General features: G+C 61.8%; 14 protein-coding genes and 3 pseudogenes. 7 read left to right on the top strand and 10 right to left on the bottom strand.

Annotated features, from left to right (window positions below):
• Positions 1-4: 4 nt before the first annotated feature.
• Positions 5-1,159, top strand: a complete 1,155-nt coding sequence (locus JCM21793_RS03440) for a PA0069 family radical SAM protein (RefSeq protein ID WP_025029464.1) — start codon at positions 5-7, stop codon at positions 1,157-1,159.
• Positions 1,160-1,372: 213 nt separating this feature from the next.
• Positions 1,373-2,116 (top strand): ribonuclease HII, encoded by a 744-nt coding sequence (rnhB, locus tag JCM21793_RS03435; RefSeq protein ID WP_025029463.1) that lies wholly within the window; start codon positions 1,373-1,375, stop codon positions 2,114-2,116.
• Here the strand turns inward: rnhB and JCM21793_RS23910 are convergent.
• Positions 2,113-2,610: an NnrU family protein gene (locus JCM21793_RS23910; RefSeq protein WP_244439647.1), complete on the bottom strand. Its 498-nt coding sequence runs from the start codon at positions 2,608-2,610 to the stop codon at positions 2,113-2,115. The genes rnhB and JCM21793_RS23910 overlap by 4 nt on opposite strands.
• 63 nt (positions 2,611-2,673) lie before the next feature.
• Between JCM21793_RS23910 and JCM21793_RS03425 the strand changes: the two genes are divergently transcribed.
• Complete coding sequence (locus JCM21793_RS03425; protein WP_025029462.1) at positions 2,674-3,417, top strand: TetR/AcrR family transcriptional regulator; 744 nt, start codon at positions 2,674-2,676, stop codon at positions 3,415-3,417.
• A gap of 64 nt (positions 3,418-3,481) precedes the next feature.
• On the opposite strand, the gene JCM21793_RS03420 is transcribed toward JCM21793_RS03425, so the two are convergent.
• The 8 genes and pseudogenes from JCM21793_RS03420 to JCM21793_RS03385 all read right to left on the bottom strand — a co-directional run bounded on the left by JCM21793_RS03420 (position 3,482) and on the right by JCM21793_RS03385 (position 9,825).
• Positions 3,482-3,961 carry a F0F1 ATP synthase subunit B gene (locus JCM21793_RS03420; RefSeq protein ID WP_007006826.1) on the bottom strand — a complete coding sequence of 160 codons (480 nt, stop codon included), beginning with the start codon at positions 3,959-3,961 and terminating at the stop codon, positions 3,482-3,484.
• Positions 3,962-3,970: 9 nt separating this feature from the next.
• Positions 3,971-4,552 (bottom strand): F0F1 ATP synthase subunit B, encoded by a 582-nt coding sequence (locus JCM21793_RS03415; protein WP_007006825.1) that lies wholly within the window; start codon positions 4,550-4,552, stop codon positions 3,971-3,973.
• 65 nt (positions 4,553-4,617) lie between these two features.
• Positions 4,618-4,841, bottom strand: a pseudogene (locus JCM21793_RS23905) (F0F1 ATP synthase subunit C).
• Between the two features lie 127 nt (positions 4,842-4,968).
• The gene (locus tag JCM21793_RS03405; protein ID WP_025029461.1) at positions 4,969-5,718 is read right to left on the bottom strand and encodes a F0F1 ATP synthase subunit A; all 750 of its coding nucleotides are present in this window, start codon (positions 5,716-5,718) and stop codon (positions 4,969-4,971) included.
• A gap of 39 nt (positions 5,719-5,757) precedes the next feature.
• A complete protein-coding gene (locus JCM21793_RS03400) occupies positions 5,758-6,111 on the bottom strand; it encodes an AtpZ/AtpI family protein (protein WP_025029460.1) in 354 nt (117 codons plus the stop codon).
• A gap of 245 nt (positions 6,112-6,356) precedes the next feature.
• The gene (locus JCM21793_RS03395) at positions 6,357-7,541 is read right to left on the bottom strand and encodes a cell wall hydrolase (protein ID WP_025029459.1); all 1,185 of its coding nucleotides are present in this window, start codon (positions 7,539-7,541) and stop codon (positions 6,357-6,359) included.
• Between the two features lie 169 nt (positions 7,542-7,710).
• Positions 7,711-9,140: pseudogene (gene der, locus JCM21793_RS23900) on the bottom strand (ribosome biogenesis GTPase Der).
• A 19-nt stretch (positions 9,141-9,159) separates the two neighbouring features.
• Positions 9,160-9,825: a tetratricopeptide repeat protein gene (locus JCM21793_RS03385; RefSeq protein WP_025029458.1), complete on the bottom strand. Its 666-nt coding sequence runs from the start codon at positions 9,823-9,825 to the stop codon at positions 9,160-9,162.
• 308 nt (positions 9,826-10,133) lie between these two features.
• Here JCM21793_RS03385 and JCM21793_RS23895 point away from each other — a divergent pair.
• A pseudogene (locus JCM21793_RS23895) lies at positions 10,134-11,029 on the top strand (polysaccharide deacetylase family protein).
• 170 nt (positions 11,030-11,199) lie between these two features.
• Here the strand turns inward: JCM21793_RS23895 and JCM21793_RS03370 are convergent.
• On the bottom strand, positions 11,200-12,789 hold the full coding sequence (locus JCM21793_RS03370) for a BCCT family transporter (protein WP_025029457.1): 1,590 nt from the start codon (positions 12,787-12,789) through the stop codon (positions 11,200-11,202).
• Between the two features lie 424 nt (positions 12,790-13,213).
• Between JCM21793_RS03370 and JCM21793_RS03365 the strand changes: the two genes are divergently transcribed.
• The 3 genes from JCM21793_RS03365 (at position 13,214) to JCM21793_RS03355 (ending at position 16,863) form a co-directional block, all read left to right on the top strand.
• The gene (locus JCM21793_RS03365; RefSeq protein ID WP_007007869.1) at positions 13,214-13,483 is read left to right on the top strand and encodes a YMGG-like glycine zipper-containing protein; all 270 of its coding nucleotides are present in this window, start codon (positions 13,214-13,216) and stop codon (positions 13,481-13,483) included.
• 314 nt (positions 13,484-13,797) lie between these two features.
• Positions 13,798-14,763, top strand: a complete 966-nt coding sequence (locus tag JCM21793_RS03360; protein WP_025029456.1) for a sugar-binding transcriptional regulator — start codon at positions 13,798-13,800, stop codon at positions 14,761-14,763.
• A 45-nt stretch (positions 14,764-14,808) separates the two neighbouring features.
• Entirely contained in the window at positions 14,809-16,863 is a 2,055-nt protein-coding gene (locus JCM21793_RS03355; RefSeq protein ID WP_025029455.1) for a bifunctional aldolase/short-chain dehydrogenase, read from the top strand.
• The last annotated feature ends 288 nt before the right edge of the window (positions 16,864-17,151 follow it).

Raw genomic sequence — 17,151 nt, 5'->3', positions numbered from 1 at the left:
AGCCATGGAACAGATTGTGAGAGCAGATGCAGCCGCCTTCGATGGCGGTGGGGCCGCGATGGCCAACACGGTGATCGACCGGTCGGGCATTCGCATCGATTCCGAGCGCCGGCGGGGCCGTGCTGCGGGCATCAATCCATCGGGCCGCTATGAGCCGGTCTCCCGTCATGTCTTTGACGATGGCTGGGGCTCGCTTGAGGAGTTGCCCCCCTTCAAGACCGAGGTTCAGGTTGAAAGGCCGCGCACGATCATTACGCGCAACGCCTCGCCCGACATCTCCTTCGACCGTTCCATCAATCCCTATCGCGGCTGCGAACATGGCTGCGTCTACTGTTTTGCACGTCCCACCCATGCCTATATGGGCCTGTCGGCGGGGCTCGATTTCGAGGCGAAGCTCTTTGCCAAGCCGGATGCCGCCCGGCTTCTGGAACGCGAGATTTCCAAACCGGGTTATCAGCCGCGCACCATCGCCATCGGCACCAACACCGATCCCTACCAGCCCATCGAGAAGAAATACCGCATCATGCGCGAGATTCTCGAAGTGCTTGAGGCACACGGACACCCGGTCGGCATCGTCACCAAGTCGGCGCTCGTCATGCGCGACATGGATATCCTCTCCCGCATGGCCGAACAGGGGCTGGCGAAGGTGGCGCTTTCCATCACCACGCTCGACCGCAAGCTTGCCCGCACCATGGAGCCCCGTGCGGCAACGCCCCCGCGACGTCTGGAGACCGTGCGGGCGCTGAGTGAGGCCGGCATCCCCACATCGGTGATGATGGGGCCTGTCATTCCCGGCCTCACCGATTGCGAGATAGAGCGCATCCTGGAATCGGCGGCCACTGCCGGCGCGCGCGAGGCGGGCTATATCATCCTGCGCCTGCCGCTCGAGGTCAGCCCCATTTTCAAGGAGTGGCTTCTGCGCCATGCACCCGACCGTTATCGCCACGTCCTGTCCCTGATCCGCTCCATGCGCGGCGGCAAGGATTACGACGCCGAATGGGGCAAGCGGATGAAGGGCACCGGCCCCTATGCCTGGCAGATCGGCCGACGCTTCGAGATCGCGGCAAAGCGGCTCGGGCTCAACCAGGAAAAACGCAGGCTGAGAACGGACCTGTTCAGGCAGCCGCAGCCGGGAGGCGAACAGCTCATGCTGCTTTGACAGCGCCCTGCCCGACCCGCCTCCTGCTTCGGCATCGCAGATCAACGCATCAGAGCGGCGCCCTGTTTCCGTAAAACGGCGCCGTTTCCGACAGCACACCCTTCCCGTCCGGCTTGCATCCCCGTAGCCGACGGAAGCTTCCCGGCCCATCCGCCCCCTCGTTGCCGGGAGGCCCTTGCGGAGAATCGGAAGCGATGCGAGCATCGCCGCATCATGGCTCGCACGCGTTCCGATTCTCCCACTCTTTTCGACCTGCCCGTTCGTCCCGACTTCCAGATGGAGGCCGGTCTTCTGCGCGAGGGGCTTGCCCCCGTTGCAGGGCTCGACGAGGCGGGACGCGGTCCGCTGGCAGGCCCTGTTGTCGCCGCCGCCGTTATTCTCGACGCAAACCGCCTTCCTGAAGGGCTGGACGATTCCAAGCGGCTTTCCGCAGAGGCGCGCGACAGGCTCTTCGAAGCCATCATCGAGATGGCCGTCAGCGTCTCCGTCGCGTCCCTCAGCGCTGCAAGCATCGACGGATCCGACATCCTGCGCGCCAGCCTTGAGGCCATGCGCCGCGCAGCAGCCGGGCTTTGTGTCACGCCGCTGTTTGCACTGGCCGATGGCCGCGATGTGCCGCCGGGGCTGTGCTGCCCGGCGCGTGCCGTGGTGAAGGGCGATCAGCGCAGCCAGTCCATCGCCGCTGCGTCCATCGTCGCCAAGGTGACGCGGGACCGCATGATGACGCGTGCGGGCGGTGTGACACCGGCCTACGGTTTCGAGGCGCATATGGGCTACGGCACCAAGCGCCACCGCACAGCCATAACGGAGCATGGCGCAGTATCGCGCCTGCACAGGATGAGCTTCGCCCCGCTGCGCGATCTTGGACCGTCGCTACCCGCCTCAGACAGGCGAGACGCCGATCAGCCACTGGTGGAGGCCGGCGACAAACACGCCATAGATCGCCAGCCCGCCTAGAACGGCAACCGCATCCCCCGTCCACCCAACAGGCTGCCTGACCTTGCCCTTGCCGGGCCGGTTCGCAGCCGAAATCCAGTCGATTGCCCCCAGACGGCGAAACCGCCGAAAAGCGCTACGTCTGCCAGCGTTCCGTTCGCCATGAGATGAGCGAGGCCCCACAGAACGGTCGCCAGCAGCATGGGATGGCCGACAGTCATACAAATTCGGCTCGGCACATAAGCCGCGATGAGCAGCGGAAAGACGGGCAGAAGGAGAACAAGCGCCAGATGGCGCAGCGATAGGGGCGGTGCGTAAACCGGCGACGGGTCCATACGCGCCAGGCCATAACCCCAGACAATCAGCACCAACCCGACAAGCGAGACTCCGGTGTATGTGAGAAGCCACGCGCGTTCGCCATTGCTTGCCATCATCTGCGCGCGGAAGCCCGGCGCTACGATCCGCAAGGAATGGACCGCCAGGAAGAGGACAAGCCCGGTCACAAGTACCGACATGGAGTTCTCCGTTGCATATCGAATTTTAGTTAGATACTATAACTAAAATTAGAGACCGTAGCGATGCAAATGAAATCTGCAGAGAAATCCGGGGTGCCAAGCCGAAAAGAGGTTCAGCGTGCCGCCACGTTTCGTGAGATTAATTCCATCGCGCGAAATCTGCTTGTTGAAGACGGGAGCGGCGCCGTCACCATAAACGCCATCGCGCGTCGGATGGGCATGAGCGGTCCTGCGCTTTACCGCTACTATCCGAGCCAGTCAGCACTGATTGAAGCGCTGCGCGGTCAGTTCTTCGAAGAGTTGATCGCCTTCATGCGGGCTGCTGCGGCAGAGCCGGCAGCCAGCACGCCGGCCCGCCGCCTTGGCGCCATATGCCGGGCGCTGCGTCGCTGGGCCCTCGGCCATTCGGCCGAATTCGGCTGGCTGTTTGCCAGCCCCGTCGCATCGCCGTGCGAGACGGACCTTCCGTCCTATGGTGACGGAGCATCCTGCGGTGCCTTCGGAGAGGTGTTTCTGGAACAGGTGGCGGCGATCTGGCATGAACAGCGCTTCCCGATCCCGAATCTGGATGACATGCCGGCCTCGCAGGTCGAGCAGCTCATCGCTTTCAGCGAACGGATCAACGGCCTTCTGCCGCCCGATGCTGCCCATGTTTTCCTAAAATGCTGGATTCGCCTTTATGGGCATCTGTGCATGGAGGTCTTCCAGCAGGTCGCCTTCGCCTATACGGATATGGAGCCCTCTTTCGAAGAATGCCTGAGCGAGCTATGTGCGCTGCTTGATGTGCCCTACGAGCCGCCGGTCTGAGGCCCAATAAAAAACGCCGCCGGAAACCGGCGGCGTTTCAAAATGTTTCGCTTTCGAAAGCTCGTCAGTTCAGCTTTGTCTTCACGTCCTGAATCGAGGCCTTGAAAAGCTCTCCGCCGGTCTTGGCGTCGACCTTGTCAGCCAGAACGCTGCGGGCGGCCTCCACGGCGAGATCGACGGCACTTGCGCGCACCTCGTTCACCGCGTCCTGCTCTGCCTGCACAATTTTCTGTTCGGCAAGGGCCGTGCGACGGGCGACATACTCTTCCGTCTTCTGCTTGGCTTCCTTGACGAGCAGCTCGGCCTCGTGCTTGGCGGCGCTGACGATGTCCTGCGCTTCCTGCTCGGCTTCCTGCCGCTTGCGCTGATACTCGGCGAGCAGCTGCTGCGCGTCCTCACGCAGCTTGCGCGCTTCATCCAGCTCATTGCGGATGCGTTCGGCACGCCCGTCAAGCGCGCCGTTGATCATGCCCGGCACCTTGAAGTAGGCAAGGACACCCAGGAAGATGATCAGGGCAACAAACGCCCAGAATGTCGCGTCCATGGCCCTCTCCTACTGTTTGACGGACTTGACGGCGGCTTTCGCCGCGGTCTTGTCGAGCCGGCCGCCGACCAGTTCCTGGACTATGGATGCCGCCGTGTCCTCGGCGATCGTGCCAACGTCCTTCATGGCCGTTTCCTTGATCGAAGCAATGCGCTTTTCGGCCTCGTCGAGCTTGGCGTCGAGCTGCTTCTCGATCTCGCGACGTTCAGCGTCCGCTTCCGCCTTGGCGGCGTCGCGGGCTTCCTGGCCGATGACATTGGCCTTCTTGCGGGCGTCAGCCAGATCCTGCTCGTAAGCAGCAACCGCTTCGTCCGCCTCTTCCTTCATCCGCGCCGCCTGGTCGAGATCCTGCGCGATGCGGTCACGCCGCACTTCCAGGATACCGCCGATGCGCGGCAGCACGACGCGCTTCAGGAACAGGTAGAACAGCCCGAAGGTAATCGCCAGCCACAGGATCTGCGACGGAAATGTGGACGAATCGAAAGGCGGGAAGCCGGCCTCGTGTGCGCCGTCAGACGCAACGCCGGTTTCCGAATGGGTCGCTTCCGCGGCGTCTTGCGCCGAGGCTGCGAATGCCGATGCCACAAACATTGTCTACCTCTTTTAAAACCGGCCGGACGCCCGAGAGCGGCCGGCCACGCACACGAAAGGCGCGCTTAGGTGAAGAGGAGGAGCAGGGCGATGAGCAGCGAGAAGATGCCGAGAGCTTCCGTCACGGCGAAGCCGAAGATCAGGCGGCCGAACTGGCCGTCTGCTGCCGACGGGTTGCGCAGGCGCCCGAAAGGTAGCTGCCGAAGATGTTGCCGAGGCCAAGTGCTGCACCGGCCATGCCGAAACAAGCGATACCGGCGCCGATGGCCTTTGCTGCTTCTACTTCCATTTTAAAACTCCTTGTGATCGCGGATTTGCGTGTTTTCTTCAGACTTGGCGGAAACCGCCGGTGAAACCTGTTTTCCTCTGACCGGCCCTTCAGGCCGGAACGAAGCCGATCTTTTCAAACCTCTTGATCAGTGGCCGGGATGGACGGCGTCGTTCAGATACATGCAGGTGAGAACGGCAAAGACGTAGGCCTGCATGAAGGCGACGAGGAATTCGAGACCGGTGATCGCCACGGTCATGATCAGCGGCAGAACGGCACCGGCCACGCCGACCGCGCCAAGCGCGCTCATGGAAGTGACGAAGCCGGCAAAAACCTTGAGCGTGATGTGTCCGGCCAGCATGTTGGCGAAGAGACGAACCGAAAGGCTGACGGGACGCGACAGGAACGAGACGATCTCGATCAGCACAACCAGCGGCACCACGACACCGGGCACGCCCTGGGGAACGAAGAGCTTGAGAAAGCCGAAACCGTGCTTCCAGAAACCGTAGATGACCACCGTCCCAATCACCATCAGCGCAAGCGCGAAGGTGACGATGATGTGGCTGGTCACGGTGAAGAAGTAAGGAAACAGACCGAGGATGTTGGCCATCAGGACGAACGTGAAGATCGAGAATACGAACGGGAAAAAGCGCATTCCGTGCGAGCCCGCCGAATCTCTCAGCATGGAGGCCACGAACTCGTAGCTCATTTCCGAGATCGACTGCAGCCGGCCGGGAACCAGGCCGCGGCTCGACGTCGTCAGGAACAGGAAAGCACCGGCAGCCACCACGGTCGCAACCATGAAGGCGGACGAGTTCGTAAAGGAGAAATCCAGTCCGCCGACCTCAATCGGAATCCACTTGGAGATCTGGAACTGATGGATCGGATCGTTGGCCACCTGGCCCCCCTCACTTCTGGTCTGGCGCCCGCGCGCCGTTCACTTCTTCTCAGGACCCTGCCCATCATCGGATGAGCGGATCCCAAATTCAGCAATAAGTCCCGCCGAACGCAGGACATTGAGAACACCTGCCCCGAAACCCAGGAGCAGGAAAATGATCAGTCCCCAGGGAGACGTACCGGCAAAATGGTCGATGAACCATCCAAGAGCCGCGCCGACACCCACGCCGGCAATAAACTCGCTGGACAGTCTGAGCGCCTGCGCGGCGCCCGCCATATCGCCCTTCGTCTTCCCCTCACCGCCGTCCTGCTTCGCCGGTCGTTTTTGCGCGAGAGCCTTCTCCAGATCGGCGCGCCGGCGCTCCAGGTCGTCCGGCTGATCCTTGTCGGCCACCGCAATCTCCGTACCGGGTTTGCTGGTCAGCGGCTATCCGCTTGAAAGTCGCGCGCAACATAGTGAGCGCCCACGCCCCAGTCAAGCCGCTGTCGACGCCATTCACAAAGACGAAAATACATTGAAAAACAACTATATAAGAAGATGCGACAATGCGCGCAGCGGCAAATGGCACGATGAAAACGGGAATCGCGGCAGGTCCTGCCGCTTTTCAACCCGTCATTTGCGCGATTTCGCCGCCCCCGTCAGTTCCAGCCGCCGCCATAGGTGCGGTAGAAAATGTGCTGACCGATCTTCTTCATGCGCTGCATGGCGCCGGCCCAGCGCGGATGCACATAGGTCGCATGATAGTGCGTGGAGGAGCCCACCTCGGGCAGCCAGATCTTGCCGGCGGTCGTGGCCATAGCCACTTCCTGCGCGGTCTTGAAGTGGCCCGGGCTCTTCACACGGTCGCGGATTCCGTCGCAGGCGAATGAAAACTGGCAGCGATTGCGCCACTTCTCATTCTGGTAGACGACGCCGCAGATGGTGTTCGGATAAGTGGGATTGCGCACGCGGTTCAGAATCACCTGTGCCACGGCGGCCTGCCCCTTCACGGATTCGCCGCGCGCTTCGAAATAGATGCCGGCTGCGAGGCACTGCTGCTCTCTTTTCGAGAAAACCGCCTCCGGAAGCGGCTCGCGTGCCCAGGGGTGATCCTTTGCGCCGACCGGCGGAATGAAACGGCCACCCGCCGGGTCTTCCTCGCGCAGGATGCTTGCGAACGGGGAGGCCTTTGCATAGTCGGGCTTCTGCGGCGCATAGGCCGTTGCAAGAACGTCCGGCTGATCATTGTTGACGAGTTCGGCAATCGCGCGCGGCAGGGCCGGATCGGCCTTCCTGTCCTTTTTCATGTAGAAAGCGGACGCGATGCGCACCTCCTCACCCTTGATGTCGGGATCGACAAAGGCCATCAGCTTCTGGTCGGGCTTCGGCTTTTCGAGAAGAAAGCTTGTTTTTTCAAAGATCGTGCCGGCTTCAAAGAGTTTGGGAGGCTGCACGGGCACGACCTGCACGAGACGCCCGGTCTTCTCTGCACGGTTGATGCGGGCTTCGTCCGGCGTTGTTCCGGTGAACCCTTTCTTGCCACGGAAGGCGATCTTCCCGATGCCGGGTGCAGCCATGCCTGAACCGGAGATGCTACCGGTCTTCAGGTCACCGTCGACAAAGGGCATTTCGGCCTGGTGGATCGAACCGGCGACCGATTTCTCCACGAAAGCCGCCCAGCGCGGCCCGCTGCCTTCTTCTCCTGAGACGAGCCCGGCCATGTCCTGATGCGCGACAATGCCCGGAAAACCGATCCAGAACCCCAGCGCCACCAAAGCTGGCGCCAGAAAGGAACGCGTATCATCATCCGCCTTGCGCGGCACCCTTCCAGTCCGACGAAGCACCCACACTCTCCGCTACGCAACTCAACCCAATTTCCAAAACCATATTTGGTTAACCTTGATTACTGGTTAACGGGCTGACCGGTCTTGCAGGCGCAACAGCGAACGCAAACGAAAACGGGCCTTGCGATGCAAAGCCCGTCATCTTCTGAACTCGTGGTGGATACTGCCGTCAGCGGCGTTTCTTCGCCCGCCCCGCATAGGGGTTGTCCGAGGTGCGCAGCGCCACGCGGATCGGCACGCCATAGAGATTAAACGTCTCGCGCAGGCCGTTCATGAGATAGCGCACATAGGATTGCGGCATAGCTTCAGGCCGCGAGCAGGAGACCACAAAACCCGGCGGCCGCGTCTTGATCTGCGTGATGTATTTCACCTTGAGCCGGCGTCCGGCCACGGCCGGCGGCGGATGCTGTCCCGTCGCGCCTTCCAGCCACCGGTTGAGGCGGCCCGTCGAGATACGGCTGTTCCAGGTACGGTGGGTCTTTTCCACCGCCTCCATGAGCTTGTCGAAGCCACGCCCGGTTTCCGCCGAGATGGGCACGGCCTGCAGCCCACGCACCTGCGGCAGAAGCCGCGCCGTCTTCTCATGCAGTTCGGCGAGCGTCTCCTGCCGATCCTCGATCAGATCCCATTTGTTGAAGGCAATGACCGGCGCCCTGCCCTCGCGGATGATCAGATCGGCGATCTGCAGGTCCTGCTTCTCAAACGGGATGGTCGCGTCGAAAACCACAATCACCACTTCGGCAAAACGCACGGCGCGCAGTCCGTCTGACACGGAAAGCTTTTCCAGCTTCTCCTGCACGCGGGCCTTGCGGCGCATGCCGGCCGTATCGAACAGCTTGATCTTGCGGCCACGCCACTGCCAGTCGACGGAAATCGAATCGCGGGTGATGCCGGCCTCCGGCCCCGTCAGCATGCGCTCCTCACCAAGAAGCGCATTGATCAGAGTCGACTTGCCGACGTTGGGACGCCCCACGATCGCGATCCGCAGCGGTTTGGACGAATCGTAGACCGCCTCTTCTTCCGAATCGGGCTCGATGTCCTCGCCGACAGTAATCTCGTCCGTGGTGACGACGGAGTCCTCCGGCTCCTCCGCCAGTGCCCGGTCCTCGCCGAGCGCGCCGACAATGGCATCACGCAGGTCGGACATGCCGAGCCCGTGTTCCGCCGAAACCTCGACCGGATCGCCCAGCCCCAGTTCCCACGCGTCAAGAACGCCGCTGCGAGCCGCATTCACGTCCATCTTGTTGGCGACGAGGACGACCGGCTTGCCGCTGCGCCGAAGAAGATTGGCGAAGGTCGCATCGTCGGGCATCACCCCGGCACGGGCGTCGATCATGAAAAGCGCTATATCGGCCTCATCGATCGCCTGCTCCGTCTGGGCGCGCATGCGCCCTTCCAGCGTCGGTGCGGCGGCGCTTTCCAGACCGGCGGTGTCGATTACCTCGAATTTGAGGTCCTGAAGGCGGGCAGGATGCGAGCGGCGGTCGCGTGTCACGCCGGGCGTGTCATCGACAATGGCCAGGCGTCGGCCGGCAAGCCGGTTGAACAGGTCGATTTGCCGACATTCGGCCGGCCGATGATTGCAAGCTTGAAGGCCATGGCGGCTTACCGGTTCCGGCTATTCGGCCGGGCTCGAGCCGAGAATCAGCTCGATCATCATCTCGGCACGCTGGCGCGTGTTGCGGGGTGCCTCGGCATCGCCAGAAATCTGCTGGAAGAGCTGCAGCGCGTCGTCACGCTTTCCCTCTTTCCATGCGGAGAGCCCGAGCGCTTCGCGCGCAGTGTGGCGCAGCGCGTTACCGTCAGCCGTCAGCGTTTCAACCCGCGCGGAAACATCCGTATAGGAACCGTGATCCACCAGCAGAAGCCCGGAGCGCAGACGGGCGATGTCGGCGATCACATCGGTCACGGACCTGTCAGCGGCAATCGCATCGAAGGCAGCGACAGCCCCTTCGGTATCGCCATCAGCGGCCAGAACCGTGGCAGCGCGCATGCGCGCGAGGAGTGGATAGGAGCCGTAACCACCCTCTTCCAGTTCACTGAAGGCGGCCAGCGCTTCGTCGTTCTCGCCCTGCCGGGCCAGTTCCAGCGCCTGGGAGAAGGCATCGCCCGAAGCGTTTGCGCGCGAGGAGGTCCAGCGCTCATAGCCGACATAGCCTGCGGTCGCCACCACGAGCAGCACGGCGGCACCAATGGCAATGGGCCCGAAACGACGCCAAAGAGATTTGAACTGATCCTGGCGGAGCTCTTCGTTGACTTCGCGAATGAAACTGTCGTCGGACATATGCGACCCATGTCTGGCGGGCATTTCCCGCGCTTTTCCGGTTCCGGGCTTTTTAGACGAATTTTGCCGCCATGGAAGGGGGGGCCGCCATTTCGTCCTGATTCTGTTGATTTGAAGTCAACATTAGCTGCGGCGCAACGGTGCTGCTTTCCAAACTCGGCCATATTTGGGCGGTAACGCTGCCCGCTTCGAATTGCATACTGGATTGCCCGATGATGCTTAAATTTCTCTGCGCCGGCGCGACCGCGCTGGCGTTGACAGGTTCCTGTTTTGCCGGCGACGCCGCGAAAGCGCAAAAGCCCCAATATGTGATCATCTCCTTCGATGGGGCGCTGCATCTGGAACAGTGGGAGCGCAGTCGCGCGCTCGGCCAGAAGACCGGTGCCAGCTTCACCTACTTTCTGTCCTGCGTTTATCTGCTCTCGCCCGAAACGCGCAAAGCCTACGAGGCCCCCGGCTTGCCGCGCGGTCGCTCGAATGTGGGAAGCGGCTATTCACGCGAAGATGTCGAGGGCCGTCTCGGCCAGATCTGGACCGCCCGTTCAGAAGGGCACGAAGTGGCAAGTCATGGCTGTGGGCATTTCGACGGGAAGAACTGGAGCGCCAAGGACTGGGCGCAGGAGTTTGACCAGTTCACAACGATTGTCGCCGATGCCTGGAAACTGAACGGGATCGATGGAGAACCCCGTGGCTGGCAGGATTTCGCACGCAGGGAGATTCGCGGTTTCAGGGCACCGTATCTGTCCACGAACAAGGGGCTTTTCAAGACACTCGAGAAAGCTGCTTCGCCTATGACGCGAGCACCGTCTCACGCGGCCCTGCCCTGCCCAGAACACGCAACGGCGTCGCGCATTTCTCGCTTCCGCTGATACCGGAAGGGCCGCGCGACAGACAGATCATCGCCATGGATTACAATCTTTATGTGCGCCACTCCGGCGGCAAGGAAAAGCCGGAAGCTGCTGCCGCCTTTGAGCAACGAACCTATGATGCCTTCATGGCCACCTTCGAGAAAGAGTATGCCGGACGCCGCACACCCTTCCAGCTCGGCTTTCATTTTACCCTGATGAACGACGGCGCCTACTGGAACGCGCTGGAGCGTTTCGCAGAAGACGTCTGTGTCATGGAAGATGTGAAATGTGTGAGCTATCGCGACTACCTGGCAGCAGTCTCCGAAGCCGGCACACCCGCCCAGGGGGGAACCTGACTGAATCAAAGAGCCCCGGCAGGTCCATGCCGGGGCTCATTGTACATTCAGATGGACACACGGCGATCTAGAGCATCGGACCGAAAAGTGGAAACCGGTTTTCGGTTTATTCCGATGCTCCATCAATCGTCTAGATCGTCCTTTGTGCGTCCGGATGGACGCACGGCGATCTAGTTCCCGCTTGCACTTTCATGCCGCAGCGCCTTGAAGGTGGCGTAGAGCATGACCATCAGAAGAATTGCGAACGGGAAGCCCGTTGCAATCGCACCGGCCTGAAGCGCGGCCAGTCCGCCACCGAGTAGAAGCACAATCGCGACCAGGCCCTCGAAGAGCGCCCAGAAGACACGCTGCGCCACCGGGGCGTCGATCTTGCCACCGGCGGTGATCGTATCGATGACCAGCGAACCCGAATCCGACGACGTCACGAAAAAAACGATGACCAGTATGATGCCGATCAGCGAGCTGATGCCGGCGAGCGGCAGGTCTGCCAGCATGGCAAACAGCGAAAGCTCGGGCACATAGTCCACCACCGTCTCCTGAACGCCCGTGTAACCCTCGGTCAGGAACTGCTCCATCGCGGTGCCGCCAAACGTGGTCATCCAGAGGATCGACACGAGTGTCGGGATGATTAGCACACAGGTGATGAACTCGCGCACGGTGCGCCCCTTGGAAACGCGGGCGATGAACATGCCCACGAAAGGCGACCAGGAGATCCACCAGGCCCAGTAGAACGTGGTCCAGCCATGCATGAAGCCCGTGTCTTCACGACCGATCCAGTTCGACAGTTCGGGCAGTTCCTTCACGTAGGACCATGTGTTGGAGAAAAAGCCGGTGATGATCGCCAGCGTCGGGCCAAAGATAATGACGAACAGCAGAAGAAGGATGGCGAGCACCATGTTGATCTCGGAAAGACGCTTCACGCCGGCATCCAGCCCCGCCACCACTGAAACCAGTGCAACACAGGTAATGCCCATGATGAGCAGAACCTTGACCGTGTCCGTGTTCGGAACACCATAAAGCTCATTCAGCCCGGCAAGAGCCTGCGAGGCGCCGAAACCGAGGGAAGTTGCAAGACCAAAGAGCGTTGCGAAGACCGCCATAATGTCGATCAAGTGACCGGGCCAGCCGCGCACCCGTTCGCCCAGAATCGGGTAGAACGCCGAACGGATGGAAAGCGGAAGCCCCTTGTTGTAGGCGGCAAGCGACAGCGAAAGCGCCAGCACGGCATAGATCGCCCAGGGATGCAGTCCCCAATGGAAGATGGTCGCCGCCATGCCCATTTCACGGGCTGCTGGCACGGCGCTCGCGACGAGCTCGCCATCGGCAAGCGGCGCTTCAAGGCCGAGCGGCGGGTTGTTGAAATGGTACATCGGTTCGAGAACGCCGAAGAACATCAGACCAATGCCCATGCCGGCGGCGAACAGCATGGCGAACCAGCCGGAATAGGAATACTCGGGCACCGCATCCTTGCCGCCCAGGCGAACCTTGCCAAGGGGTGTCAGCGCGACCACGATGCAGAACAGCACAAACAGATTGGCCGACAGCATGAACACCCAGTCGAAGGTCGAGGTCAGCCAGACCCGAAGACCGCCCAGAACATCGCCCGCTGCGTCGCGAAAAATCAGTGTGACGATTACGAAAGCGACAATCAACACGGCGGAAACGAAGAAAACAGGGTTGTGAACGTCGAGACCCAGCAGACGAATATTGTCCTGGCCCGGTTCAAGCCCGTGGTCCTCCTCAATGATTTCATTTGACATGTCTCACTCCATTTCTGTCCGAGAGCTGGAAGCGAACGACAGAATGGCCACCCGTCCCCGGAACACTCCTCCACACATTGAAGGGTGGCCCAAAAACGCCATCGCACATTGTCTGTATGCGACCTCGACCGTGTGGATTGAGACCAAGGTCGGGCAAATAGAAGGCAGATGGAACCCCATGAGGCCAAATTTTTGCCCCAGAAAAGCCAAAATCTGCACTTCGCAACGGAATTCGCGTTTATTTCAGTGGCCTAACTCACACAAGAAGACGAGAAATAGACACAAACTGCGCTTGTCTAACGGAGTTTTGCCGGATTTCATGTCCATGCTATATCGCTATAGGGACATCATTATTCGGACAGCTACAGACGGAACCAAATCAATGTCTGCGGCTTATGAACAAGGAACCAATTGGAGAGGATCCATGAAAAAGTCACTGCTTCTCGTACCAGCACTGCTTCTCGGTGTCGCGGCCTGCACGCCCACCGAACAGGGCGCTGCTTTCGGTGGCGCCAGCGGCGCGGCCATCGGCGCGCTCGCCTCGGGCAACAAGGTTGAAGGTGCCATCATCGGCGGTGCCATCGGCACCGTGGCCGGTGCCCTCGTCGGCCGCGCATCGGAAAACAGCAACCGCTGTGTCTACCGCGACGAATACGGTCGTCGCTACGAGGCACGCTGCCCGCGCGGTTATTGACCAGTCGGCAACGCCGGCCGCGCTGCCTGGCAACACACAACATGGCGAAGGCCGGGATGCATCGCGCATCCCGGCCTTTCTCATGCCTGCATCCCGTGCGATCCAGCCAGCCACGTCGTCCCGGACACGCTAGCCGCACCACAACGGCGCCGCCCAACCCCACCTCTCACGTCTTACGCTCCCGCCATTTCCCGATCCCGCCACTTCCCGGTCTCGCCACTTCCCAGTCTCCCGCTCCCCGAGCCTGCCCCTTCTTCCCGACTGCGAATTGACTTTTGTCAATCACCGTGAATAATGTCGAAAGGAGGCGTGGAATGGCTTATCGTCCAGCAGAGCAGATCATACACAAGGCCGCATGGCTTTATTATACGCATGGCCTGCGTCAGGACGAAGTCGCGCAGCGGCTCAACATTTCGCGTGCGTCGGTGGCGCTTTATCTGCGCAAGGCGCGCGAGGCGGGCATCGTCAACATTTCCACCTCCACGCATCTGTTCAGCGGCGAGCGCCTTGCGCGCCAGATGGAGGATGCGTTCGGGCTGGAGACCGTGTGGCTTGTGGGCGAGGATTCTCTCTCACCCTCCCCCGCATCGGAAATCCCGACACTGGCCGCCAATGTGTTTCTCGAAATGGTCGAGAACGGCAATCAGGTCTGCGTGGCCTGGGGCCGCACCGTCTACGACATCGCCGATGCAATGAGCTACGCCGATCGCGAGGGCGTCACGGTCGTTGAGATGTGCGGCAATCTCGGCTCGCCCTATGCCTACCGTCCCGACCAATGCACCATGGAGATCGCCCGCCGGCTGAACGCCAAGGGCCTGAACTTCTATGCGCCCCTCGTGCTCCGCACGGAGGAGCTGGCGCGCGCTCTGCGCGATGAGCCCGTCATCCGCGAACAGCTCGACGGCATCGGCGCCTGCGATCTGGCGTTGTTCACGGTCGGCGCGCTCGACACCGACAGCCATGTCATCAAATGCGGCGCGCTCAGCGTGGCCGAGCTTGAGCGGCTGAAAGCGATGGGGGCCACCGGCGTCATTGCCGGGCAGATCATCACCGCCGACGGCACGCTGCTCGACTGCGATTACAACCGGCGCATGATTTCGGCCGATTTCGACGCCATCCGCACCATCCCCAAACGGCTGATGGTGGTGCAGGAGGACGAGAAGTTCGAGCCCCTGCAAGCCGCCATCGCCGGCCGTTTCTTCACCCATCTGGTGACCACCTCTTCCATGGCGACGAAGCTCCTGAAGCATCACACCGCCCATGAACCCACGCCGGCCTGATCCACGCCGGCAAGCGCAACCCTTCAAGACACGTACAGGACAGACATGCAGAACCTCTGGAAAGACAGCGAAGCCGAGAAGCTTGTCGAGCACTATGCGCAAAAAGGCGTCGCGCGCGATCTGGCGCTGCGCGTCTACACGACCCGCCTTCTGGGCGGCGAGCCGCGCCTTGTCCTGCATGGCGGCGGCAACACCTCGCTCAAGAGCAAGGCCACCGACATTCTGGGCCGCGAATATGATGTGCTCTGCGTCAAGGGCAGCGGCTGGGACATGGGCGTGATCGAGCCGCAGGGCCTGCCGGCGGTGAAGATGGATGCGCTTCTGGCCGCCCGCGCGCTGCCCTCCCTGGCCGACGAAGACATGGTCGCCATGCAGCGCGCCAACCTCATCGATCCGGGTTCCCCGAACCCATCCATCGAGACGCTTCTGCACGCCTTCCTGCCGCACAAATTCGTCGACCACACGCATTCCACTGCCATCCTCGCGCTGGTCGACCAGAAGGATTCCGAAGCGCTCTGCAAAAAGGTTTTTGGCGACCGGCTGGGCTTCGTCCCCTACATCAAGCCGGGCTTCGACCTCGCCAAGGAAGCCGCCGACATCTATGACGCGAACCCCTCGGTCGAAGGCCTGATCCTCGACAAGCACGGCATCTTCACCTTCGCCGAAGACGCAAAGACGGCCTACGATCTCATGATCGAGTTCGTCACCATGGCCGAGGATTACGTGGCCGAAAACGGCAAAACGCCCTTCAAGCCGGTGGCTCTGCCGAAGGACATCGCCACCCCGTCCGAGATCATGCCCTATCTGCGCGGCGCCATCGCCATCGACGAGGGGGAAGGCAGATATGGCCGCATGGTCTGCGATTTCCGCACCTCGCCGAAAATCCTCGATTATGTGAACGCCGACACGGCCGAAGAACTCGCCACCCGCGGCGTCTCCACGCCGGACCTGTCGATCCGCATCAAGACCGGCCCGATGGTGCTGCCCGCCCCGGAGGCCGGCAAGCTCGATGAATATGGCAAGATCGTCCGCGAGAAAGTCGCGGAGTTCTCCGACCGCTACAAGGATTATTTCGAGACCAACAACGCCGCCGACGATGTCGAGCGCACCATGCTCGATACCATGCCGCGCCTGACGCTTGTGCGCGGGCTCGGCCTCATCGGCCATGGCCGCAGCATGAAGGAAGCGAAGATCGCCGCCGATGTGGGCGAAATGCTGGTGGAAGCCGTTACCGGCGCAGAGGCCATCGGCTCGTTCCACCCGCTGGCGCTCTCCGACCTCTTCGAACTCGAATACTGGTCGCTCGAACAGGCCAAGCTCGCCTCCAACAAACCCAAGCCGCTCTCCGGTCAGGTCGCGCTGGTCACCGGCGGCGCTGGCGCAATCGGTGCCGCCACGGCAAAGCTCTTCGCCGCACAGGGCGCGCATGTGGTCGTCGTTGATATGCACGCCGACAAGGCCGAAGAGGTCGCGAAGAACATTGGTAACGCGGCCATCGGCATCGGTGCGGACGTGACCGACGCGGCAGCCGTTCGCGCCGCCTTCGACAAGGCGCGCGATGTGTTCGGCGGTGTCGACATCGTCGTTTCCAATGCGGGCGCTGCGTGGGAAGGCAAGATCGGCGATCTGGAAGACGCCACGCTGCGCCAGAGCTTCGAGCTCAACTTCTTCGCGCATCAGAGCGTTGCGCAGAATGCGGTGCGCCTCTTCAAACAGCAGGGCACCGGCGGCGTGCTCCTCTTCAACGCCTCCAAGCAGGCGGTCAATCCGGGCGCGAATTTCGGCGCTTACGGCCTGCCCAAAGCGGCAACGCTGTTCCTCTCGCGCCAATATGCGCTGGATTACGGCTCCATCGGCGTGCGCTCCAACGCGGTCAATGCCGACCGCATCCGTTCCGGCCTCCTGACCAACGAGATGATCGCCAACCGCTCCACCGCGCGCGGCGTTTCGGAGAAGGATTATATGGGCGGCAATCTTCTCGGCCTTGAAGTGCGTGCCGAGGACGTGGCGCAGGCTTTCCTCAACCACGCCCTCGCCGAGCGCACCACCGCCGACGTCACCACCGTCGACGGCGGCAACATCGCGGCAGCGCTGCGCTGATATAGAGAGCCGGCAGGCCCCTCATCCGCCTACCGGCACCTTCTCCCGTGAACGGGGAGAAGGAGGAAGCTTCGATTTCACGCCTTCAAGTGCAACGTTGATAAAGCTCCACCATCATCTTCGCGCTTTCGTTCTCCCCGCCAGCGGGGAGAAGGTGCCGGTAGGCGGATGAGGGGCGAGCGCCAACGCTGCAAAGGTCGCCCCTCCATTCCGCCCTCGCCCTTCGACAAGCTCAGGATGAGGGCTTTCGTTGCCACTTCACCGCGAGCCACGTATCCCGTTCAAGCG

Source organism: Nitratireductor aquibiodomus NL21 = JCM 21793 (genome assembly GCF_000615975.1).
Classification (GTDB): Bacteria; Pseudomonadota; Alphaproteobacteria; order Rhizobiales; family Rhizobiaceae; genus Nitratireductor; species Nitratireductor aquibiodomus.
Note: the sequence above shows the minus strand (reverse complement) of the source record. Positions and strands in the feature narration are given on the sequence as shown.